At 66.9% G+C, this 22,806-nt stretch carries 16 protein-coding genes and 1 pseudogene; 9 read left to right on the top strand and 8 right to left on the bottom strand.

The window, feature by feature from the left end:
* Window positions 1-63 precede the first annotated feature (63 nt).
* From hisD (B3547_RS17915) to B3547_RS17900, 4 genes are read left to right on the top strand one after another with little or no spacing between them, the layout of a single operon-like run.
* The gene (gene hisD, locus B3547_RS17915) at window positions 64-1,395 is read left to right on the top strand and encodes a histidinol dehydrogenase (RefSeq protein WP_292965342.1); all 1,332 of its coding nucleotides are present in this window, start codon (window positions 64-66) and stop codon (window positions 1,393-1,395) included.
* Window positions 1,392-2,156 (top strand): SDR family NAD(P)-dependent oxidoreductase, encoded by a 765-nt coding sequence (locus B3547_RS17910; RefSeq protein ID WP_292965920.1) that lies wholly within the window; start codon window positions 1,392-1,394, stop codon window positions 2,154-2,156. Before hisD (B3547_RS17915) ends, B3547_RS17910 begins: the two co-directional genes overlap by 4 nt.
* Window positions 2,153-2,902, top strand: coding sequence for an HpcH/HpaI aldolase family protein (locus B3547_RS17905; RefSeq protein WP_292965340.1), 750 nt, complete (start codon window positions 2,153-2,155; stop codon window positions 2,900-2,902). Before B3547_RS17910 ends, B3547_RS17905 begins: the two co-directional genes overlap by 4 nt.
* Window positions 2,899-4,227, top strand: coding sequence for an amidase (locus B3547_RS17900; RefSeq protein WP_292965337.1), 1,329 nt, complete (start codon window positions 2,899-2,901; stop codon window positions 4,225-4,227). The genes B3547_RS17905 and B3547_RS17900 overlap by 4 nt, the downstream gene beginning before the upstream one ends.
* Before the next feature lie 172 nt (window positions 4,228-4,399).
* Here the strand turns inward: B3547_RS17900 and B3547_RS17895 are convergent, their stop codons facing one another.
* Entirely contained in the window at window positions 4,400-6,703 is a 2,304-nt protein-coding gene (locus B3547_RS17895; protein WP_292965334.1) for a TonB-dependent receptor, read from the bottom strand.
* Between the two features lie 260 nt (window positions 6,704-6,963).
* The gene (locus tag B3547_RS17890; protein WP_136957859.1) at window positions 6,964-8,010 is read right to left on the bottom strand and encodes a LacI family DNA-binding transcriptional regulator; all 1,047 of its coding nucleotides are present in this window, start codon (window positions 8,008-8,010) and stop codon (window positions 6,964-6,966) included.
* Window positions 8,011-8,172: 162 nt separating this feature from the next.
* Here B3547_RS17890 and hisD (B3547_RS17885) point away from each other — a divergent pair, with 162 nt between their 5' ends.
* Entirely contained in the window at window positions 8,173-9,471 is a 1,299-nt protein-coding gene (gene hisD, locus B3547_RS17885) for a histidinol dehydrogenase (protein WP_125953246.1), read from the top strand.
* 136 nt (window positions 9,472-9,607) lie between these two features.
* Here the strand turns inward: hisD (B3547_RS17885) and B3547_RS17880 are convergent, their stop codons facing one another.
* The gene (locus B3547_RS17880; protein WP_125953245.1) at window positions 9,608-10,627 is read right to left on the bottom strand and encodes a cupin domain-containing protein; all 1,020 of its coding nucleotides are present in this window, start codon (window positions 10,625-10,627) and stop codon (window positions 9,608-9,610) included.
* 127 nt (window positions 10,628-10,754) lie between these two features.
* Here B3547_RS17880 and B3547_RS17875 point away from each other — a divergent pair, with 127 nt between their 5' ends.
* From B3547_RS17875 to B3547_RS17860, 4 genes are all read left to right on the top strand, one after another.
* Entirely contained in the window at window positions 10,755-11,531 is a 777-nt protein-coding gene (locus tag B3547_RS17875; RefSeq protein ID WP_292965326.1) for an alpha/beta fold hydrolase, read from the top strand.
* Window positions 11,528-12,667, top strand: coding sequence for an ester cyclase (locus tag B3547_RS17870; protein WP_199558035.1), 1,140 nt, complete (start codon window positions 11,528-11,530; stop codon window positions 12,665-12,667). Before B3547_RS17875 ends, B3547_RS17870 begins: the two co-directional genes overlap by 4 nt.
* A 74-nt stretch (window positions 12,668-12,741) precedes the next feature.
* On the top strand, window positions 12,742-13,974 hold the full coding sequence (locus B3547_RS17865; protein WP_292965323.1) for an MFS transporter: 1,233 nt from the start codon (window positions 12,742-12,744) through the stop codon (window positions 13,972-13,974).
* Window positions 13,975-14,141: 167 nt separating this feature from the next.
* On the top strand, window positions 14,142-15,494 hold the full coding sequence (locus B3547_RS17860) for a cation:proton antiporter (protein ID WP_292965321.1): 1,353 nt from the start codon (window positions 14,142-14,144) through the stop codon (window positions 15,492-15,494).
* 21 nt (window positions 15,495-15,515) lie between these two features.
* On the opposite strand, the gene B3547_RS17855 is transcribed toward B3547_RS17860, so the two are convergent.
* The 5 genes and pseudogenes from B3547_RS17855 to B3547_RS22100 form a co-directional block, all read right to left on the bottom strand.
* Entirely contained in the window at window positions 15,516-17,459 is a 1,944-nt protein-coding gene (locus B3547_RS17855) for a glycoside hydrolase family 127 protein (protein ID WP_292965319.1), read from the bottom strand.
* 25 nt (window positions 17,460-17,484) lie between these two features.
* Complete coding sequence (locus B3547_RS17850; RefSeq protein ID WP_414690581.1) at window positions 17,485-19,410, bottom strand: NPCBM/NEW2 domain-containing protein; 1,926 nt, start codon at window positions 19,408-19,410, stop codon at window positions 17,485-17,487.
* The gene (locus B3547_RS17845; protein ID WP_349676503.1) at window positions 19,407-20,390 is read right to left on the bottom strand and encodes an alpha/beta hydrolase; all 984 of its coding nucleotides are present in this window, start codon (window positions 20,388-20,390) and stop codon (window positions 19,407-19,409) included. Before B3547_RS17845 ends, B3547_RS17850 begins: the two co-directional genes overlap by 4 nt.
* A gap of 112 nt (window positions 20,391-20,502) precedes the next feature.
* Complete coding sequence (locus B3547_RS17840) at window positions 20,503-21,741, bottom strand: glycosyl hydrolase family 95 catalytic domain-containing protein (RefSeq protein ID WP_414690590.1); 1,239 nt, start codon at window positions 21,739-21,741, stop codon at window positions 20,503-20,505.
* A gap of 187 nt (window positions 21,742-21,928) precedes the next feature.
* Window positions 21,929-22,777 (bottom strand): annotated as a pseudogene (locus tag B3547_RS22100) (glycoside hydrolase family 95 protein); the annotation flags it as partial.
* Window positions 22,778-22,806: the final 29 nt, after the last annotated feature.

Genomic DNA, 22,806 nt, shown 5'->3' with positions numbered 1-22,806 from the left:
CTTGCCGCACCAAGCTTGCCACACCGTTTGCATTCGAATGCAAATCCGAAGACGGAGAGTTGAGTGGCAATCTATCTCAAGCGTGGGGCGACGGCGGAAGCGAAGGCCGAGGGCGACCGGAAGGTGCGCGATACGGTGGAAGCGGCGCTGGCCGACATCGAGGCGCGGGGCGATGCGGCGGTGCGCGAGATGAGCATCCGTTTCGACGGATGGGACCGCGAAGACTATCGCCTCTCGCAGGCCGAAATCGATGCCGCGGTCGACAGCCTGACCGCGCAGGAGCGCAAGGACATCGAATTCGCACAGGCGCAAGTGCGCAACTTCGCGCAGATCCAGCGCGATTCCATGAAGGACGTGGAAGTCGAAACGATGCCCGGCGTGGTGCTGGGCCACAAGAACGTGCCGATCAACGCCGCCGGTTGTTATGTCCCGGGAGGCAAGTATCCGCTGCTGGCGTCGGCGCACATGTCGGTGATCACCGCCAAGGTGGCCGGCGTGAAGCGCGTCGTCACCTGCGCCCCGCCGTTCCAGGGCAAGCCCGCCCGCGCCATCGTGGCCGCGCAAGCCCTGGCCGGGGCGGACGCGATCTATGCGCTGGGCGGCATCCAGGCGATCGGCGCCATGGCCATCGGCACGCAGACGATCGACCCGATCGACATTCTGGTCGGCCCCGGCAATGCCTTCGTGGCCGAAGCAAAGCGCCAGCTGTTCGGCCGCGTGGGCATCGACCTGTTCGCCGGGCCGACCGAAACCTTGATCATCGCCGACGAGATCGGCTGCGACCCGGAAATGGCCGCCACCGACATTCTCGGGCAGGTGGAACACGGCCCCGACAGCCCCGGCGTGCTGCTGACCAACAGCGAGAAGTTCGCGCGCGAAACGATGGCCGAGATCGAGCGCCTTTTGCAGATCCTGCCCACCGCCGATCATGCCCGCAAGGCGTGGGAAACCTATGGCGAGGTCATCGTGGCCGAAAGCTACGAGGAAATGGTCAGGATCGCCGACGAGATCGCCAGCGAGCACGTGCAGGTGATGACCGCCGATCCGGATTATTTCCTGCAGAACATGACCAACTACGGCGCCCTGTTCCTGGGCGCGCGCACCAACGTCAGCTTCGGCGACAAGGTGATCGGCACGAACCATACGCTGCCGACGAAGAAGGCGGCGCGCTATACCGGCGGGTTGTGGGTGGGCAAGTTCCTCAAGACCTGCACATACCAGAAGGTGCTCACCGACGAGGCGAGCGCGCTGGTGGGCGAATATTGCAGCCGGCTCTGCGCGCTGGAAGGCTTTGCCGGGCACGGCGAACAGGCCAACCTGCGCGTGCGGCGCTATGGCGGGCGTGACGTGCCCTATGCCGGGCAGGCAACCCCGAGCGAACTGACGCGCGCCTGATGCTGCCCGCCACGCCGTCTTTCCGCCTCGACGGGCGCCGGGCCCTGGTGACCGGTGCCGGCAGGGGCATCGGGCTGGCGATGGCGGCGGCCCTTGCCGAGGCGGGCGCGGCGGTCACGCTCGCCGCGCGGACGCAAGGCGAAATCGAGCAAGCAGCCGCCGCCATCGGGCAGGCGGGCGGCGTGGCCGAAGCGGCCGTCCTCGACGTGGCGGACATGGGCGCGGTTGCCGCCTTCTTCGAAGGCCGGCCCGCGTTCCACGTCCTTGTCAACAACGCCGGAACCAACCGCCCCATGCCGATGTGGCAGGTGGACGAGGCCGATTACGACGCGGTGCTGGACCTCAACGTGAAAGCGGCGTTCTTCGTGGCGCAGCATTGCGTAAAGGCCATGCTGCGTGATGGCGTGAAGGGCAGCCTGATCCATATCGGCAGCCAGATGGGCCATGTCGGCGGGCCGAACCGGAGCCTGTACTGTGCCAGCAAGTGGGCGCTGGAAGGCATGAACAAGGCCTTCGCGCTCGACCTTGCGCCGCACGGCATCCGCAGCAACACTATCGCGCCAACCTTCATCGAGACGCCGATGACCAAACCGTTCTTCGAAGACGAGGCATTCCGGGCCAGCGTGCTCCAGAAGATCAAGCTGGGCCGGCTCGGCACCGTGGAAGACCTGATGGGCGCGGCGCTGTTCCTCGCCGGCGATGCCAGCGCAATGGTGACGGGCACCAGCCTGGTCGTCGATGGCGGATGGACGGCGGAATGACATTCAAGGCACGCTTGAACGCCGGCGATTTGCTGGTCGGCACGTTCATCAAGACCCCATCGCCCATCGTGGTGGAAGTCCTGGCGCTGACGGCGCTGGACTGCCTGTGCCTCGATGCCGAGCACGCGCCGTTCGACCGGCGCGATATCGACCTGTGCGTCGCGCTGGCCCGCGCGGCGGACAAGCCGGTTCTGGTCCGGGTGCCGGTCACGTCGCCCGAACAGATCCTTGGCGCGCTGGACTGCGGAGCCACCGGCGTGGTCGCGCCGCACGTCCGTTCCCGGGCGGAGGCGGAAGCGCTCGTGCGGTACGCGCACTATGGCGCGGGTGGCCGGGGCTATGCCGGATCATCGCGCGCGGCGGGCTATACCACGCGGACCATGGCAGATCACTTGGCCACAAGTGCGGCCAATACCGCCGTGATTGCCCAGATCGAAGATCCCGAAGCGGTGGACGCCATCGACGAGATCGCCGCCGTGCCGGGCATCGACGCGCTGTTCGTGGGACGTGCGGATCTGACCGTCGCCTATGGCGCGTCCAGCCAGGACAACCCGCAGGTGATCGCCGCCGTCGAAAAGATCTGCGCCGCCGGGCGCCGCCATGGCCGCCCCGTGGGCATGTTCGTGGCGCGGGCCGAAGACGTCCCGCTGTGGCGGCAGCACGGCGCGACGCTGTTCCTGCTGGAATCGGACCACGCCTTCCTGCTCAAGGGCGCCGCTGCCCTTCTGGACCGCACGCGCGCGTGACCGGACCGCCGGCCAGCATAGCGGCCGCGGCGACGATGCTGGCGCGTGGGGAAACCACCGCCCGTGCCTTGCTGGATCAGGTGCTCGAGAAGCTGGATAGGGACGGCGATCGCTTCCACGCGATGCTGGCGTTCAATCCGCACGCGGCGCGGGACGCGGAGGCCGCCGACCGCGCCCGGTCGCAGGGCACCGCAGCGGGGCCGCTCCATGGCATTCCGCTGGTGCTCAAGGACAACATCGATCTTGCCGGTGTGCCCACCACATCGGGCTGCCGCGCGCTTGCCGGCGCGATGCCCCGGCGATCGGCCATAATCGTCGAACGCCTGCGCGATGCGGGTGCGGTAATCGTCGGCAAGACCAACCTGTCCGAATTCTCGTTCGAAATCCGCTCGCGCAGTTCGCTGGGCGGCGACGTCCTCCATCCCCGGGCTCCGCACGCCAGCGCCGGGGGATCGAGCGGCGGCGCCGCCGTTGCCGTGGCTCAGGGCTATGCGCTGGGCGGGATCGGCACGGATACCGGCGGTTCGATCCGAATCCCCGCAGCCTACAACGGGCTGGTCGGATTCCGGCCCGCCCACGGCGCGCTGCCGATGCAGGGCATCGCCCCCCTCGCCCCGTCCACCGACACGGTCGGCCCGATCGCCCGAACGGTGGCGGACGCCGAATTGCTGCTCGCGGCGATGGGCCACGGTGTGTCCGTGTCCGCGCTGCCACGCCGGATCGGGGTGGTGCGCGAGGTGTTCGGCGCCAACGCCGCCGTGGATGCTGTATGCGCCACCGCGCTCGACCGGCTGGCCGAAGCGGGCGTCACGCTGGTTGACCTGCCCGCGCTGCCGGCCAACCTCAACCCCGGGCATGGCGAGCATATCGTGGATGCCGAGTTCGCGACGGCCTTCGATGCCTATCTCGCATCGAACTTCCTGCCCGGCTCCGCCCCTGCCTCGCTCGATGCGATCGTTGCCGGAGAGGCGTTTTTGCCCGATCATGCCAAGGCGCTCGCCGCGCGGATCGCGGCGAAGGACCGCGAAACCGCCAGCATCCTGGCACGGCACCAGGCCCTGGCAGGGCATCTCGGCGCGGCCTGCGCGGCGCTAGCTATCGATGCCCTCGTCTATCCGACCTCGCAGGCCATTCCGGACGATCTGGAAAACCCCAAGGGCGGCTGGGCTCCCGAGCTGGCGGCGCGCAGCGGCTGGCCGGCGCTGACGGTCTGCGCCGGGTTCGCCGCGAACGGCATGCCCGTGGGCATCGAGTTCCTGGCCCCGGTGGCCAACGAGGGCGCGCTGTTCGCCCTTGCCCGGCTGATCGAGGCAACGGCCGTCTAAACCCGGCGATTCCGCCTCTCTCGCATTTCCGAATTTTGACGGCTTCGGTTCGCCCCGTGGCCGGCGAACGGCGCTTGCCGCGCGCACAAAAAATGACCGGACCCGATCAGGGCCCGGCCAGAGGGAGAACAGACAATGACGGGGCGGGAACCTGTCCCGCCCCGCGTGAAGATCAGAACTTCGTGCCGACGCGGACGCCGTAGGTACGCGGCGCGCCATAGGAGACTTGCATGCGCTGGCGGCGACCGATCACGCCGCTCAGCAGGACCGCGCGGTTGGTGAGGTTGTCGCCATAGATTTCCACGAAGGTACGGTCGTTCTTGTCGCTCCAGCGCAGCGAGGCATCGAACTTGTCGTAGGACTTCTGGAAATCCAGCGGGGTGTTGCGGTCGGTGACGTAGTAGCTGCTCGAATGCAGCCAGGTGCCCATCGGCGACAGCGTGCCGGCATCGCCGAGATCGAGATCGTAGGACACCGCAACGGTCGACTTGAACTTCGGCGACTGCGGAATGGACTTGCCGGCAAGGTTCAGCGAGACCGGGTCCGTGCCATTCGACAGGCCAAAGAAGTTGTTGCCGCTGATATAGCTCGTGTACTTGGCGTTCATGAACGCCGCGGTCGTGTCGATGTGCAGGCCAGCCACCGGATTGAGGCGCAGCGCGACTTCACCGCCATAGCTGCGTGCCTTGCCGGCCGAACCGAAGTAGGACACCAGCGGCGTATAGACGTTGATCTGCAGGTTCGAGAAGCGGTTGTAGAACACCGACGCCTCGATCTGGCCCTTGCCGCCAAGGATCAGCGACTTGACGCCGCCTTCATAGGCCGAAACCTTCTGCGGCGCATAGGAAGCCGGGATCAGCGGGTTGCCGCCGGTGTCGTTCACGCCGCCGGACGCGAAGCCGGTGGACGCGGTGGCATAGATCATCGTCGAACGCGAAGGCGTGAACTGGATGCCCGCGCGCCAGGTCCAGCTGTTGAAGCCCGGCGAACCCTTCGTCGTCACATAGGGCGTGACGAAGTTGTAGGTGCCCGGCGCCGCGTCCGCGTAGTCGGAGAAGATGAAGGCCTTCTTTTCGTGGCTGTAGCGCAGACCGCCGATCAGCTTCAGCTTGTCCGGCACGATGGCGTAGCTGGCCTGACCGAACGCGGCATAGGCGTTGGTGGTGATGTCCGAATCCGCCTTGAAGCCATTGGTCGTCGCGCCCGGCGCGGTGATCTTCTGCTGGTAGGTCTCGAAGATCGAGTCATGCAGGTAATAGCCGCCGATCAACCATTCGAGCGGAGAGCGCGAGTTCGAGGCGAGTTGAATTTCCTGCGAAAACGCGTTGGACCGGGTGTTGGGTTCCTGGATGCCCGAGCCGTAGCCATAGGCTTCGAACACCTTGCTCGACTGGTCGTTGTCGGCGCTGCGATGCGCGCGGAAGTGGGTGTAGCCGGTGATCGACTTGACCGTCGCGAACCCGAGATCATAGGCGATCTGGCCCGAAACGTAGTCTTCCTTGATGTGTTCGAAAGGCTGATAGTCCCAATCGTTGGTCCACGCGCCGCCGGTGACCGGCAGGCCCACATCGCGCCCGGCAACGTTGGGCGAACCGTTGGGCACCGAGGGGTTTACCGCCAGGGGGCTGCCGTTGATCGACTGATAGCCCGTGGCCGGGTTGATCAGCGTGCCCGCGACCTTGTAGCCATAGGAACCCGCGCCCGCATCGTCACGGCGCCAGGTGCCAGCCCGCAGCGTCACTTCCAGGCGGCTGTCGGGCTTCCACTTCAGCACCACGCGCTGCGCGTTCTCGTTGAGGTCGTTCAGCACGACGTCCGACGTGGTCGAACGGACATAGCCATCGTGGCGCTGGAACACGCCGGACACGCGCAGCTGCAGCGTGTCGGACACGGGGATGTTGACGTATCCGTCGATCCGGGCCGAGTTGAAATTGCCCTTGTCGATATTGATGCCCGCGCCAAGATCCTTCGTCGGATCGGACGTGACGACGCTGACGTTGCCACCGAAGGTGTTACGGCCGTACAGCGTGCCCTGCGGACCGCGCAGCACTTCCACGCGGGCCACGTCGAACAGCGGAATGCTCTGCTGCTGCGTGCGGCTCTGATAGATGCCGTCGACATAGAAGCCGATCACGGGGTCGGTCTGGGCGGAAACGAGGCTGGTGCGGACGCCGCGAATGGCCGGGAACGAGTCCGAACCCTGCGAACCCCAGGTAAAGCCGGGCGTGGCGAATTCGACGCGCGAGATGTTGTTGGCGTGCAGCCGCTCAAGCGCCTCGCCAGACAGGGCGGTGACGGCGATCGGCACGTCGCGCAGGCGTTCGCTGCGGCGCTGCGCGGTCACGATGATGTCCCCACCCACATCGGCCGATGCACCGGCGCCGGCGTCAGACTGCGGCGCGCCCTGCGCCAGAACCGGTGAAGCGGTCAGCGCCATCGCGATGGCGGACGCCCCGAGGCAGAATTTGCGATGCATCGATTACTCCCCTTTCCCTCATTGGAATTTGACAGGAACTTATCGAGCCCGCGCCAACCCGTCGATATCTTTTTGCATTCGAAGTCACATTTTGTGATTGCGCATCGACCTGTTCAAAATAATCCTTATATCTCTGTATTTTAACTTCCATCAGCCGCACATATTGCGGCAGCACAACCTCGTTAAGACGCGCAGAAATGCCGCCCTCGTGCGACATTTTAACAACATATCTGATACCGAATGCATCGATCCGGTTGCCATCAGGCAAAGCGCGCCGATTCTCCGATGATCAACTCGCCCGAAAACAGACGCTGTTCCGCCGGAACGGATGGATCGTCGAGTCGCTCCATCAGCATCGCGACCGATGCTTCGGTCATCCGGTTGACCGGCTGGCGGATCGTCGTCAGGCGGTAGCTTTCCCACATGGCGGGGCCGGACCCGTCGAAACCCACGATCGAAAGGTCCTGCGGTATGCGCCGGGCGCAATCCTGGCGCGCGCCGTCCATGGCGCCGATGGCCATCATGTCGCTGCCACAGACGATCGCGTCCAGCTGGGGTCTTTCCTGCAGGAGGGAGATCAGCCCCGCTCGTCCGGAAGCGTAGCTGTAGTCTCCGCGCACCACCGGAACATCGGTCATGCCGGCCGCCGCCAGGGTAGCCAGAGTGGCCTGGCGCCGTTCTTCGCCGACATAGCTGTCTTCGGGGCCGGCAATGACTCCGAAACGGCGATGCCCGCTGTCCAGAAGGCGCGTCACCAGATCGCGTTCGCCCTGGGCGGAATCGCACCGGATCGAACCGGCTCCGCCACCGCTGGCCATGCGGTTGTAAAGCACCACCGGAATGCGGTGACGGGCAAATTCCGCCAGCTGGTCGTCCGACAGACGCACCGCCGCGATCACGCCGTCCACCGAATGGCGCCAGATCTGGTGGATGATCTGGTCGACATCGCTTTCGCTGCGCAGGCTGAACAGAAGAACGCGCATGTCGCGATCGGTCAGGCTGGCGCACAAGCCCGCCAGCACTTCCGGATAGGTAAGGTTGGTGTTGCTCGAGATCAACACCGCCACAAGGTGGGTACGCTTGGAAATCAGCGCCTGCGCGAGCGCGTTCGGCTTGTAGCCGATCTCCGCCGCGACCTTCAGGATTTTTTCGCGCTTCGCCTGCCCGATCGAGGCGTTGGGCGCGAAACACCGCGAAACCGCCGACTGCGAAACCCCGGCAAGGCGCGCGACATCATAAGAGGTCGGCCGCCGCCCGGCCTTCGCCAGAAACGATTGAGCATCCGTGTCAGACTTGGTTTTCGCCATGAGATCCCGTCGCGCTTGCACTTGCGGCACTTCTAGGCCGTCGGTCGCAACAGGCAAGTTCGGCGTCGGATTAGGGCGGCGACACTGTCGCGCACAAGGGGCATGACAATTGCATTCGAATGCAATATACGGGCGCGCAGATTCCACCACAGGAGCGTATCCATGAGTGTCCCAGCCCCGCGCGGCTTCGAGAATCGCACGCGCTATGCCAAGGCCCCGGCGCGAGACCAGATTGCCGACAGCAGTTCGGTTTCGGATCTGGTCGCCGGCGTGCTGCGCGATGTGCGCACCCGCGGCGACGCCGCCGTGCGCCAGTATTCCCGCGAGTTCGACAAGGCCGATCTCGACCAGTTCGAAGTCAGCGCCGCCGATCGCGCCGCCGCGGTGGCGGAACTCGATCCGCAGACCCGCGCGGACACCGAGTTCGCGATCGAGAACGTCCGCCGCTTCGCCGAAGCCCAGTTGGGGACCATCCTGCCGCTGGAAGTCGAGCCTATGCCGGGCCTGCACCTCGGGCATCGGGTGATTCCCATCGAGCGCGTCGGGGCTTATGTTCCGGGTGGTCGTTTCCCGCTGTTGTCGGCCCCGATCATGACGATCGTCCCCGGCAAGGTGGCCGGCTGCAGCGAAGTGGTGGCCTGTCTTCCCCCCAACGCGCACCGCGCCATGATCGCCGGGTGCCACCTCTCCGGCGCCGACCGCATTTTCCGCATCGGCGGCGCACAGGCCATCGCGGCCATGGCGTTCGGAACCGAAAGCGTGCCGCAGGTCAACAAGATCATGGGCCCCGGCAACGCGTTCGTGAACGAGGCCAAGCGCCAGGTGTTCGGGCCGGTGGGCATCGACCAGCTGGCCGGACCTTCCGAAATCTTCGTGGTGGCCGACGAGACCGGCGATCCCGAACTGATCGCCACCGATCTGCTCGGCCAGGCGGAGCATGACATCCGCACGCGCGTGGGCCTGATCACCACCGACAGCAAGTTGGCCGAAGAAACCGTGGCCGCCGTGGAGCGCCAGCTCAAGACGCTCGCTACCGCCGCCGTCGCCAGCGAAAGCTGGCGCGATTACGGCGAAGTGGTGATCTGCGCGGACGAGGCTGCGATGATCGCCTACTCCGATTACGTGGCCGCCGAACACCTGCAGGTCCACACCCGCGATCCGCACGCCTTCTCCCACAAGCTGCGCAACTACGGGTCGCTGTTCATCGGTGAAAACGCCAGCGTGGTCTATTCCGACAAGAACGTGGGCACCAACCACACGCTGCCCACCATGGGCGCCGGCCGCTATACCGGCGGCCTGTGGGTCGGCAGCTACGTGAAGATCGCCACCCACCAGTGGCTTGACGATAGTGCGGTGCGCGCGGTCGCCCCGCCGGCGATGCGGCAGAGCGGCAGCGAAGGGCTGGAAGGCCACCAGAAGGCGGCCGCGATCCGCCTCGAACGCCAGAAGGCCAACGCCTGATTTCGTCCGCAGGCCGTCACCGCGAGACGCCTCGCGGTGACGGCCGGGATATCATCGGACCGACAGCCCTTCGGGACACGCAAAGAGGCCCGCGAACCACCAGGTTCGCGGGCCTTTTCACATGCCGTCGAGGGGCTCAGCCGAAGATCGGCGCCGCCGGACTGTCGGTTCCGCGTACCACAAACGCCTTGGCCGGCACCGAAGCGGTGTTCCGGAACGCATGGGCGAGGCCGGTCGGGATGGTGAGCGTATCGCCCGCCCCCAGCAGAAGCGCTTCGCTGCCCCAGCTTACCTCCAGCGTCCCTTCCTGCACGATCAGCACTTCCGCTTCGGCGCGGGCGTGCATCGGAACATAGGCCCCGGTCTGCAACGTCAGCAGGCGCAGCTGGAACCCGTGCGGCCACCAGCCCGCAATCGGGCCAGCCGCGAAACCGTCTCCGCTGGCGCCCACCGCGATCAGACCGGCCTCCTCGACGCCTTCGCGCGCGAGAGGCGAATCCGGATTCGCCACGGCATCGCCCCAGCGGACGATACACTGCATCAGCTTCTCGATCGGCGGGGTGGCGAGTTCGCGCAGTTGGTTCTCGTCGAGAGGGGCCTCAAGCTCCATCTGGCGCAGGGTGTGCTCACCCTCGCTGGTATCGATCAGTTGCCCGCCCTTGACGAGCTTCAGTCCGAATCCTTCGGCCGCCTCGAACACCGCCGGCGCCCAGGTGACCTTGCCCGGATCGTCTTCGCCCAGCACGGTGAACAGCATGCCCAGGCCATCGTCGATCTTTTCGAAGCCGCGGAACATGTGGATCGGCACCGACACGACGTCGCCCGGTCCGATGTCCAGCGTGCCATCCTCGCGGTTCGGCCCGAACAACAGCCGCCAGTGCCCGGAATGGACCATGAAGACCTCGGCGGTATCATGGCTGTGCTGCGAATTGACGCAGCCGAAGGGCTGGCGCGCCGCCCCGATGTTGAAACCGTGCTTCTCGGTTATGTGCACGAACTGGTCGGTGCTTTCGGACACGCCCGGACCGATGATTGTGAAGTTCTCCTTCTCTGTCGACCCCGGCGTGCGGGTATCGATGAAGGCGGTGCGGCAAGGCACGAGATCGGCATAACGCACCAGGCGCTGCGCCATGGCCTCTCGGGTCCACTCGGTCACGATAAGCTCCAAACTTGATGTTGCATTCGAATGCAAATCTGGTAGGTCAAGACCGGGGAAAGCGCAAGGCCGAGTTTTCGCTTTTCGGATTAGGCCTGCACTGAAACGAGAAAAGAGACCGCCTTCGATGCTGCCGGCCGAGAGCACCGTACCCGTCCTGTTCCTGCCCGGAACATTGTGCGATGCGCGCGTTTTCGCCGCGATCTCGGGCGCGCTATCCGCCGAACGCACGCTTCATGCCGATCTGACGCAAGATACGTCGGTGCAAGACGCGGCCGAAAGGCTGCTGGCGACGGCTCCGGAGCGGTTCATCGCCGTGGGTTTTTCTCTCGGGGCCATCGTTGCGCTGGAACTCGCCGCCCGTGCGCCGCACCGGATCGCGGCCATGGCCCTGATCGCCGGCAACGCGCGGCCTGTGCCGGAGGCCGATCATGCCGCCCGTCGCGCCGCGGTGGCCGGTGTCGATCCCGCAACGCTCGTCGGCGAACAGCTCTGGTCACGGTATGTCCACCCGTCGCGCAGCGAGGAAAAGTGCCTTCGTGCCCTGATCATCGCCATGGCGAACGCGTGCCCGCCGGGTACGGCCGAACGGCAGACCGAAATCGCGCTTTCACGCCCCGACAACCGCCCGCGCCTTGCCCGCTTGGACATGCCGACACTCGTGCTGTCGGGCGCGCAGGACGTCGTCGCGCCCGAAGATCTGCAGGCCGAATTGGCCAACGCCCTGCCCCACGCGACGTGGACCGAGGTTGCCAATGCGGGGCACTTCCTGCTTCTTGAGCAACCCGCCGCCTGTTCCGCCGCGTTTTCCACCTGGCTCGGGCAGGTCGATCTTCACCAATCGCGCGCAGAACGTCAGTGCGCAGACATCTCAACCTATTCCAACGCCTCGGAGGTATCGTGACCGAAAGCAATCCCAAGCCCGTAAAGCCGGTCGAATCCGCGAAAGCGGCCGCGCCCTCCGGCGGCAGCGTCCTCCAGGTGGAACGCCGCGATTTCACGCAGCTGGTACCCGAAAACCGGCCGCGGGTGCAGTCGATGCGCGGGTTCGACGAATCCTATACCGACATCGTCGACTACATCATCCGCTGCACCCATCGCATCTGGGACGAGCGCGACGTGGGGCTGATCTACAGCCACTACACCCACAACTGCGTTGCCTACACCACGCTGGGCACGATGTATGACCGCGAAACGCACATCCGCGACACGATCCAGCGGCTTGTCGAGTTTCCCGACCGCCGTGGCATGGCGCAGCAGGTGATCTGGCGCGGCAACGACGTGGACGGCTTCTACACCAGCCACATGACCCACGGGCTTGGCCGCCACTCCGAGTTCGGTTCGTGGGGCAAGCCCACCGGCCGGACGTTCTGCACCCGCACGGTCGCCGAGTGCATGATCCTGGAAAACAAGATCTACAAGGAATGGATCGTCCGCGACAACATGGGGCCGCTGATCCAGGTCGGCGTTGACCCGCAGGTGTTCGCCGAAGGACTGGCGCGGAAGAAGTTCGAAAACGGCGAGACGGTGCTGGACCTTGCCGAGAACCGGCGCCTGCTGGGCCAGTATCCGCCCGAAAGCGAAGCCGACCTTTCGATCGCCCACAACGAAGGCGAGGAACAGCTGCTCCGCTGGCTGCACCACATCTACAACAAGCGCATGTTCGGCCTGATCCGCGACATCTACGCGCCCAATTGCCAGTGGCATGGCCCCTTGATGCGCGAACTGGGCGGCGTTGCGGCGGTGCTGCAGCAGACGATGCGCCTGGTCGCCCTGATCCCGGATTGCGCCTTCGTGCCGCAGCATATCTGCTCGGTCGACAGCGAAGAGGGCGGCACCAAGTATGCCCTGCGCTGGACCATGGACGGTCACCACATGGGCTACGGCTCGCTCGGCGCGCCGACCGGCCACCACCTTTCCGTGATGGGCGTCACCCACTTCCACATTCGCGACGGCAAGATCGTCGACGAATGGGTTGTCTATGACGAACTCTCGATGCTGGTGCAGATCAAGCTCGCCGAACTGCAGCGCGCCGCCTGAGCGCATCCGTGCTTGCCGTGCGGCCCCCACCGCGCGGCAAGCCCTCCCGCCCTCCCGTTCAGCGGACCGATCCCATGTCCATTCCCGCCGCTTCCGTTCCGCTGCCGCACTCCGATCCAGCCTCGGCCGAACCCGGCCTTGGGCGTCAGGTGCTGGTCTTCGTGCTGCTGCTTGCCTGCGAGTTCCTCTATGGCTGGGCCTGGAACACGGTGGACGTGCTGCGGCCCTATATCCGGGAATCGCTGGGGCTTTCGCTGATCGAGGCGGGCTCGGCCTATTCGGCGCAGGGCGCGGGCGCGCTGACCGGGGCCATCGTGCTGGGGCAGATCGCGGATCGCATCGGGCGGCGCCGCGTCCTGTCGGGGCTGGTGTTCGGCTACGGCGTGCTGCTGCTCGCCGGCATGATCGTTGCGAGCTACCCGCAGCTTCTGCTCCAGCGCTTCCTGCTCGGCTTCTTTGCCGGCGGCTCGTTTCCGGTAGTTGTCGGCATCTACATCAACCTGTTCCAGCCGACCTTGCGCGGGCGCCTCGCCGGCACGCTCAACGCCGCCTTCAGCCTGTCGATCGTCGTGCTCGGCGTGGCGATGGGGCTGGTCGCGCCGGGCAACTGGAAGCACCTGCTGCTGATCGGGGGCATTCCTCCCCTCGCCCTGGCGCTGCTTGTCCTTGCCGCCATCCCCACAGGATCGCGCATGGATCGCGGGGCGCGCGGCGGGGTATCACGCCTGCCGGTCAGCGAACTGTTCGCGCCGGGTCTGCGCCGGCAGACGCTGATGCTGGCGACCATGGCCGGTCTCAATTTCTTCGGCTACGCGGCGTTCAGCGGCTGGCTCACGACCTACCTGACCGGCGAACGCGGGTTCAGCGCCCAGACCGCCGGCGCGCTGGTCGCCTGGCAGTTCAGCGGCAATATCGTGGGCGGCTTCTTCTGGGGCTGGGCCGCCGATCGCTTCGGGCGCCGCTTCAACGCCATCGGCTTCCTCATCGCTTCGGGCGCGATCGCGGTCTATCTGCTGGGGCCGGCGGACCCGACGGTGCTGAAAGTGGCCGGGCTCATCTATGGCGCCGCACTGTGCTCCAGCGTGATCTGGGGGCCGTGGATGGCGGAACTCTATCCGCCCCATCTGCAATCGACGGCCGCCTCGATCTTCAACTGGGGCCGGGTGATCAGCTTCTTCGCGCCGATCATCACCGCGCAGATCGCGCAGTCCTTCAGCCTGGCAACCGCGATGCTGCTGGGTGCAGCGTCGTTCACAACGGCAGCCGTAATCTGGCTTACGCAGCGGGAAACGCTGCAGCGGAGCTAGGCGGCAACCGACTCTTCCCCTCCCGCATAGCGGCGATTGCCAGACATGCACGATAACGCTACCATGGCTGTCAATGCATTGATGCCGGAGGACGCGTAGCGCATCTCCCCTGCATCGATCGACGACAAGCGCGAAGGCGCTGCGCCCCGGGAGAGTGCAAGGAAGCCATGGCCCACATTCTGGACGAAGTCCTGCCGATACTGGGCGGAATCCTGGCGCCACACGGTCCGCCAGCACCGGGCGCGGCGGCCAGCTATGTGCCCGGCGACTTCAGCGTGCACTTCTTCCTCCAGCTCGCACTGATCATCCTGGCCTGTCAGGTCGTGGGCCGGATCGGGCGGAAGTTCCTCGGCCAACCGCAGGTGGTGGGCGAGATGATCGCGGGCGTGCTTCTCGGTCCTTCGCTGCTGGGGTTGCTCGCGCCCGGCCTGCAGGCGGCCATCTTCCCTGCGGAAACGCGCAATGTGCTGTATGCAGGGTCGCAGCTTGGCGTGGCGCTCTACATGTTCCTGGTGGGGCTGACGTTCAGCCCCACGCACTTCCGCGCGAAGGCGCGCAGCGCGGCCGCGGTATCGGTCTCGGGCATCGCGGCGCCGTTCGCGATCGCGGTGGTCATCACGCCGTTCCTGCTCGACGTGCCGGGCCTGTTTGCGGCGAACATCGGCCGGACCAGCGCCACGCTGTTCACGGGCGCCTGCATCGCGCTGACGGCCTTCCCGATGCTGGCGCGGATCATCAACGAGCGCGGCCTGTCCGAAAGCCCGCTGGGCACGCTCTCGCTCACCGCCGGCGCGTTCGACGATGCCGCGTCATGGTGTGTGCTGGCGGTGGTGCTTGCCACGTTCGGCGGTGGCGCGGGAATCGCGGTCGTCGCCATCGGGGGAGCGCTTCTCTACGCGGGCCTGCTGTTCGCGTTCGGCCGGCGCCTGCTGGCCCCGCTGGGCCACGCGGTCGAACAGCGCGGAGAAATGAGCATGGCCGTGCTGGCCACCGCGCTGATGCTGCTGTGCCTGTCAGCCTTCCTGATGGACGCGATCGGCATCCACGCCATCTTCGGCGGGTTCATCCTGGGCGTGTTCATGCCGCGCGGGCTTTTCGCCGAAGAGCTGAAGCGCAGGGTCGAGCCACTCACGGTGGTCATGCTGCTGCCGATGTTCTTCACCTATTCGGGGCTGAACACGCGCATGGACATGATCGGTTCGTGGCCGCTGTTCCTGATGGCGCTGGGCATCCTGGCCGCGTCGATCCTTGCGAAGTTCGGGGCCTGCTACCTCGCCGCGCGGCTGTGCGGAGAGGACAATCCCACCGCGCTCGGTATCGGCGCGCTGATGAACTCGCGCGGGCTGATGGAACTGATCATCATCAACATCGGCCTGCAGAAGGGCCTGATCGGGCCGACGCTGTTCGCGATGCTGGTGTTCATGGCGATCGTCACGACGATGATGGCCGGCCCGTTGTTCGAACTGGTCTACGGCTCGCGCCGTGTGGCGCGGGACGGAATCGCCGTACCGGCCGAGTGACCGGTCCGTGCCAGGGTCAGGTCATGAGGCTGTCGTCGGCCAGTACGTCGCATAGCGCTCATGGGCGATCCTGAAATAGGGCACGAGGCGGACCGGCGCGCCCGTCGATGACGGCACGGTGAAGTGCAGCGCCTCCGGGCCGGGGCGAATCCGGCCCAGGATATCCTCCGGATCGCCAGCCAGTTGCGGCGGCGTGAACGGGCCATCGTTATAGGCGCCATAGAGGCGTTCGTTGACGATCACATCGGCCCCCTCCGCCAGACCTTCATGGCCGAGCGCACCGGCCAGCACGAGCGGCCCGTAGGTAAAGGCCACGATGTCCGGCGCGGCGGGCGCGCGGTCGATCGCGAGGTGCATGGCCAGCACCAGCTCCACCTGATCGCCGTTTTCCCAGACGCGGCGCACGTCAACGAAGCGGCCCGGGCGCAGCGACCGCGCGACCTCGCGCCCGTTCACGAGCACGGTCGCCTCCTTGCTCCAGCGCGGGTGGCGTAGCTTCAGCGTCGCTTCGGTCGGGCGCTTCAACGTCCATTGCAGCAAGGTCGACGGGCGTTCGGGGAAAGCGGTGGTCTGGGTCAGCACCGCATCGCGTTCGGCCCAGCGCACGGTCGAGGGGATGAACAGGTTCACGACGATACTGTCGTCACCCCGGAAATAGATCGAATCGCGATACTTGACGTGGTTCTCCATGCCCGTGCCGGTGCAGCACCAGAACGAATCCTCGGGCGTATGGTACAGCTTCATGTAGCCCGGCCGTGCCCCCTGGAAATAGGTGACCATGCCGCTGTCCGGGTCCTGCGACGCAAGAATGCCGTTGTACAGCACGCGCTCGTAGTAATCGGCATAATCGGCCTGTGGATCGCGCAGGAACAGCGCGCGAGTCAGGCGGAGCATGTTGTGCTGGCAGCACGTCTCGCCGCCCTTCGCCGAGAACACGTGGCTGGCGAAATCGGCCATCGGGAAGAAGTGTTCGTTGTCGCCGTGGCCGCCGGTCGCGAACGAGCGGGTCTGCGCCACCGTCTTCCAGAAGAACGCGGCGGCGTTGCGGTAGGCGGCGTCACCCGTGGCTTCGTAGACGCGTGCGAAGCCGACGATCTTGGGGATCTGCGTGTTGGCATGAAGCCCGTCGAGATGATCGCGCTCCTGCGAGAGCGGCTCCAGGATCGCCTTGTGCGAAAAGCGGCGGGCAAGATCGCGGTATGCGGGCTTGCCGGTCATGGCATGGAGATCGGCGAAAACCTCGTTCATGCCGCCGTGCTCGGTATCGAGCATCGCCTCGAATTGCGCGTCGGTCAGCGGGGCGGTGGCGATCACCGCCCAATCGGCAAGGCACAGCAGAACCTCGCGCGATCGGGCGCTTTCCGCCAGCAGCGCGCCATCGCGCAGCCCCGCGAAGATCTTGTGCAGCGTGTACCAGGGCACGCCCGTGATCGGCTCCCCGCGCAGATGCGCCGCAACCAGCGCTGGCCCCTTGGGAAACGCGCAGACCAGGCCGGTGCCCGACGCCCGCTGGCATGCGGCCAGTTCGTCGGCGATGTAGTCCACCCGCTGCCGGAAGCGGCGATCACGGGTCGATCGCCACGCCAGCGCGCAGGCCGACAGATAGTGGCCAAGCGTATGGCCGTGGCAGTTGATATCCTCCCAGATGCCCGCAGATTCCCAGCCGCCATAGACGGGTGCCCTTGGCGCGAGCCCCGCGTTGACCCGGAAGTTGTGCAACAGCCGGTCGGGCTGCAGCCGCAGCAGATAGGCTTCGGTCCTGCGCTGGGCGTGCAGGAACGGGCCTTCGCCCAGATCGACGTCGGCCAGATCGAAAGGCCGCAGCGCCGGCGCGGGCACGCCTCCGGCCGGTGCGGGCGTCGCCCCTTCCACGGCGGCCGGCGCAAGGCCGGCGGCCAGTGCCGCGGTCGCGGCGGAACAGAGGAAGTCGCGGCGCGAATGGCCGCAGCAGGAAGCGTGGTTCATGGTTGTCCCTCGCACGGGTCCGAACTCAGTCCGGCCGCGATCCATCCGGGCGAAGCAGGGCGGCTTCCCCCCAGTTGACCGGAATGTCCGCGGCACTGGCGCTCGCCTGGCGGGTCACCAGCTCGACGATCCTGACCCCCGCGATGTCCGCCGACAGCGGTTGCGCCGGCTCGCCCCGCCGCAGCGGCCGCGATCGGGCCAGCAGCCGGCCATCGCCGTACACCAGGAACGTGACGGGCGCCGCATCGGGCGCGGCGGAATCGTCGATCCCCACCCGCGCGCGGAACTGGCGGTAGCCCCCGCTGCGCACTTCCAGCCGCGAATTGGCAAGCACGCCGATGCCGTTGCCAAGCCATTGCCCGGCGATGCGCTGCGGCTGGTCGAACGGCGTGCGGTCCACCCGCGCGCCGCCCCAGCCGCCATAGCGCGGGAAATCGCCCTTGCCGCGCGTGCCCTGCCATTGCAGCGGCGCGCGGTGGACCAGCGGGTCGGGTTGCGGCGTCCGCACCCCGTCCACCGCCGGATTGACGCTGCCGGGCTGCTCGGACAGGTAGACACCGTCCGCCAGCAGGCGTGTTCCCCGCGCGGTGAAGATCAGCGTTTCGCGCGACGCAAGGTGCAGTTCCTTCTCGCCGGTGAAGCGGGATTGCACGCCCGACCACAGATCGGTCAGCCCGATCTCCGCCGCATCGGCGAAGGCCAGGTGTGCGGCGGTCAGCTTCATGTCCACCGGACCGCTGCCCCGGTTGAACACCGCCACCGCCTTGTCGCCGCTCGCCAGCGTCTTGACGAAGATCTGCACCTCGTCGCTATCGAACGCGAGCGTCGCCTGGTTGCCGGCCGGGTCCTGATCGATCGCGATGATGCGTTCGTTGCCCAGCAGTTCCAGCAACGCCGGCGATGCGTGGCGCAAGTCATAGCCAATGGACAGCGGCGCGTTGACCATCGCCCACAGCGCGAAGTGCGATCGCGCCTCGGTCAGGTGATGCTCGTCGAAATCGCCGGTGCCGACGAACAGCATGTCGGGATCGTTCCACGAGCCGGGGTGCGCATAGAGCGGCCGGCGCGCGACGGTATCGAGATTGTGCAACATCCTGGCCCAGCTCGGCGCAATGTCCTCGCTGGTGCGCGAAATGCCGCCGACATCCTTGCCCCAGGCGCGCACGTCGGCGGAGCCCCACAGGCAGATCGAGAAGATATAGTGGCCGTCGGGCCGGTAGCGCTGGATCGCATCGGCCACTTCGCCATAGAGGCGCCGCACCGCAGCCACGTCGGTCCGCGCCACGGTATCGGAATCCACCAGCGGCGGCAGCGCGCGATAACGCCCGGAGCGGACTTCGGGATGATCCGCCGGCAGCCCGCGAATGCCGCAGCCGTCCACCTTGATGAAATCGAAGCCCCAGTCCTGGAAATAGAGCCGGATGTCCTGATCGATATGGCCATAGAGGCCGACTTCGCGCTCCGCCACGCTGCCCTCGGGCTGGTTCGGCATCGTCGAGGTATAGACCTGCCCGCACGAATTGCGCCCGATATCGCTGTAGATGCCGGCCTTGAATCCCATCGCGTGCAGGCGATCGGTGAAGGGGCGCAAGCTGGGATCGCCCCCCGGCACGATGGTCGAGGGAAACTGGGCCGTGCGGGGCATCATCCGGCCGTCCGGCTGGCGCCGCTTGAGCCACCAGCCATCATCGAGATTGATGTAGCGATAGCCTTTGGCGGCAAGCCCCGAACGGAGGATCGCCTCCGCCGAACCCATGATCTTCTCCTCCGAAATGTCCGAGGTGAAGGCGTTCCACGAATTCCACCCCATCGGCGGCAGGGCGGCATCGCCACGTTCGTTGGCGGTCCACCGCCCGGTGGGGTCCAGTGGGTCCGCCGAGGCGGAAGCCGGGACATGGGCCAGCGCCAACGCGGCGATGGCGGGCGCGATCCGGTGCAACCGGCGCTTCACCGCTTCAATTCTCGGCCGAAGAAGGGCAGCACCTCGTCCTGGAAGCGGAAGGCGACACGGCTGACATGGGTGCCGGGATAGATGGTGAAGCTGTTCGCCACCCCGTAGCCATCGAGCAGGTCGTGGAGCTTCTGCGCATCCACCTTCAAGCTGTCCTGATCGCCCACGTCGATCGCGATCGCGCGATACTGGCGGAGGTTGCCGATGTATTGATCGGCAAAGGAGAGCGGCGCGTTGGCCGCCCACCGGGCGATGACGTCGGGCCTTGTCACGCCGTTCTCGACGGGCAGGTCCAGGTAGAGCGGCGGCTTCTTCGGATTGGGAGACCAGGCCGCCGCCACCGCGAACTGGGCGCGCAGCGGGAACGGAAGCTTCGCCGAATCCGCCGGCGACGTCACGCTGGCCAGCGCGGCCGCCGCTTCCGGGGTGAGCGGATCGGCGGCGCGGGCCGAAAGGCAGCACGGCGACATCATGTAGAGCGCGCCGAACGTGTCGGCATGCTTCATCCCGATCCGCGCCGTGCCATAGCCGCCCATCGAATGCCCGGCGAGCCCACGGCTCAGGCGATCGGGTATGGTGCGGTAATGCGCATCGACATAGCGGACCAGATCGCGCGAAACGAACGTCTCGAAATCGCCCGTGGTCATCGAGCCCGAATACATCGACCCGTTGTAGGCGGTCTTGGTATCGGGGATCACCACGATCATGTCCGGCAGGCCCTTGGCATAGGCGTTGGCGATCGTCTGCGGCACGTGGATCTCCTGGACCCATTGTTCGGCGCCGATCGAATAGCCGTGCAGCGCATAGAGCACCGGATAGCGCCGCTTGGGCTGGGTGGCGTAGCTTGGCGGCAGCACGACGAGCACCGTCCGGTCCGCCGCCTCGCCTTCCAGATTGCCTTCGAGCGCCGCGCCGTGGACCGTGATGGTCTGCACCGTCAGCCGCGGCGCGCCGGCGACGACCGGCGGACTCTCGGTCACCGCCTGGGAAAACGCCGGGGACGCCGCGAAACTGGCGCCCATGAGGACAAGCCCGGCGAGAAGACCTTTCCGATTGAATAACAAGGATTTGCCCACGTTCAGTTCCTTTCCTTCACGACGCGCCCGGTGCCAGTTGCAGGCCCGGGCCGTTCAGTATCACGCTCTTCCCCGGCGCCGGCCGCACGCTGCGGCGCGCATCGCCACACCGGACGACCAGCGAACCGGGGACATCGGCGGTCAGCACCGCCCGTTCCAGCCGTCCGCCCCGCCACGCGATATCGACGCCAATCGCCCCGCGCGCGCGCAGGCCGCGCACCGATCCGGACGGCCAGGCGCGCGGCAGCGCGGGCAACAGCAGCAGTTTCCCGTCGCGGCTCTGCATCAGCATCTCGGCCACGGCGCGGGTGCCCCCGAAATTGCCGTCGATCTGAAAGGGCGGATGCGCATCGAACAGGTTGGGATACGTGCGCTCGGCCCCCAGCAGGAAAACGAGGATGCGATGGGCATGGTCGCCATCGCGGAGCCTGGCCCACAGGTTGGCCCGCCACGCTGTCGCCCAGCCGGTCGATTCATCGCCGCGCAGCTCCAGCGACCGCCGCGCCGCGCGCGCCAGCGCCGGGGTCGTATCGGGATCGATCTGGCCGCTGGGAAACAGGCCATAGAGATGGGAGACGTGCCGGTGATGCGGATCGGGGGCGGCGGCGTCCCAATCGGCCTGCCATTCCTGCAGCTGCCCCTGCGCGCCGATGCGGTCGGGCGCCAGCCGCGCGCGGGTGGCGCGGAGCTGCGCCGCGAAACCGGCGTCGGTATGCAGGATGGCGGCGGCCTGTGCCGTCCGGTCGAACAGGTCGCGCAGGATCTGCTGGTCCATCGCCGGCCCCGCGCACAGCGAAGCGCCCCGGGGATGCTCGTTCTCGGGCGACAGCGACGGGTTTGTCACGAGATATCCGCTGGCCGGATCGGTCTGCAGCGTATCGAGGAAGAACAGCGCCGCCCCGCGCATCAGCGGATAGACCGTGCGCAGATAGCCGATGTCGCGCCCGTAGTCGTAGCGGTCCCACAGATGGAGGCACAACCACGCCCCGCCCATCGGCCACAGGCCGTATTGCGCGCCGTCGATCGGGGCCGTGGCCCGCCAGCCATCGGTATTGTGATGCGCCACCCAGCCGCGCGCGCCGTACATCTCCCGCGCCGTGCGTTCGCCCGTGATCGCCAGTTCGCGGACCAGTTGCACGAGCGGCGCGACGCATTCCGGCAGCGCGGTCACTTCCGCCGGCCAGTAGTTCATCTCGGTGTTGATGTTGAGGGTCCATTTGGACCCCCACGACGGATTGGTCTTCTCGTTCCACAGCCCCTGCAGATTGGCCGGGAAGCGCGAGCCNNTAGTTCATCTCGGTGTTGATGTTGATCGTGTACTTCGAGCCCCATGGCGGCTGCGGCGCATCGTTCCACAGCCCCTGCAGGTTGGCCGGCGGGCCGCCGGGGCGCGACGAGCTGATCAGCAGGTAGCGCCCGTAATCGAAATAGAGCGCCGCCAGCGCCGGGTCGTCCGTGGTTGCACCGGCGCGGATGCGTTCGTCGGTGGGGCGGTCCGCCGCCGGGGTGCGGCCCAGGTCCAGGCGGACGCGGCGGAACAGCCGCCGGTGCTCGGCCGCCGTCTCCTCGGCGATGCGGGCAAAGCCCTTGGGCGCAGCGCGCTCGATCTGCGCGGCCGTGGTGCTAGCGGGATCGCCGCCGACATCGTCGAAACGGCGGTAGCTGGTGGCCATCGCGACGAGGATGGTCACCGTATCGGCACCGCGAACCGCCAGCCGCTCGCCCCGCGCCTCGGTCGCGCCGCCCTGCGCCATCACGCGGACGGCCGTGGCGAAGCGCAGCGCGCCGGCCACGCCGTTCTCCGCCGGGCCTTGCCCGGCAAGCCGGATCGTGTCGCCGGTCGCGGTAACGGTGCCCCGCTGCGGCGTGGTCAGCGCCACGTCGAGATCGATCCGCCCCGGCCGGTCGCAGGTCAGTTCGATCGCGATCACCTGGTCCACCGGCGAGGCCACGACCGCGCGGCGGTAGCGGAGGTATTGTGTGGCGAACCGCGTGGTGGCGAGCGCCGCGTCAAGGTCCAGCTCGCGCCGGTAATCGACCAGCGGGCCAAGGCCGGGCAGGTCCAGTAGCAGATCGCCGATCGGCTGGTAGGACATCTGGCCCAGCGGCGTGGCCATCAGCCGCGCGTTGGCCAGCGCTTGCGCTTCCGCGAATTGCCCGGCGAAGATCAGCCGGCGTACTTCCGCCAGCGCGCCCTTTGCCCCCGGATTGACCGGATCGTAGGGGCCACCGCTCCAGAACGTCGCCTCGTTGAGCGCGATCCGCTCGTGCCCGCCACCGCCGAACACCATCGCCCCCAGCCGGCCGTTGCCCACCGGCA

Origin of the sequence: Novosphingobium sp. UBA1939 (assembly GCF_002336885.1) — a bacterium.
Lineage (GTDB): Bacteria > Pseudomonadota > Alphaproteobacteria > Sphingomonadales > Sphingomonadaceae > Novosphingobium.
The sequence above is the reverse complement of the archived record's forward strand: the minus strand, read 5'-3'. Positions and strand labels throughout refer to the sequence as shown.

Bases quoted from the DNA above. Each gene is read 5' to 3' on its own strand.
- B3547_RS17905 (WP_292965340.1), top strand. From the start codon at position 2,153: ATGACATTCAAGGCACGCTTGAACGCCGGCGATTTGCTGGTCGGCACG.
- B3547_RS17865 (WP_292965323.1), top strand. From the start codon at position 12,742: ATGTCCATTCCCGCCGCTTCCGTTCCGCTGCCGCACTCCGATCCAGCC.
- B3547_RS17890 (WP_136957859.1), bottom strand. From the start codon at position 8,010: ATGGCGAAAACCAAGTCTGACACGGATGCTCAATCGTTTCTGGCGAAG.
- hisD (WP_125953246.1), top strand. From the start codon at position 8,173: ATGAGTGTCCCAGCCCCGCGCGGCTTCGAGAATCGCACGCGCTATGCC.
- B3547_RS17860 (WP_292965321.1), top strand. From the start codon at position 14,142: ATGGCCCACATTCTGGACGAAGTCCTGCCGATACTGGGCGGAATCCTG.
- B3547_RS17895 (WP_292965334.1), bottom strand. From the start codon at position 6,703: ATGCATCGCAAATTCTGCCTCGGGGCGTCCGCCATCGCGATGGCGCTG.
- B3547_RS17875 (WP_292965326.1), top strand. From the start codon at position 10,755: ATGCTGCCGGCCGAGAGCACCGTACCCGTCCTGTTCCTGCCCGGAACA.
- B3547_RS17855 (WP_292965319.1), bottom strand. From the start codon at position 17,459: ATGAACCACGCTTCCTGCTGCGGCCATTCGCGCCGCGACTTCCTCTGT.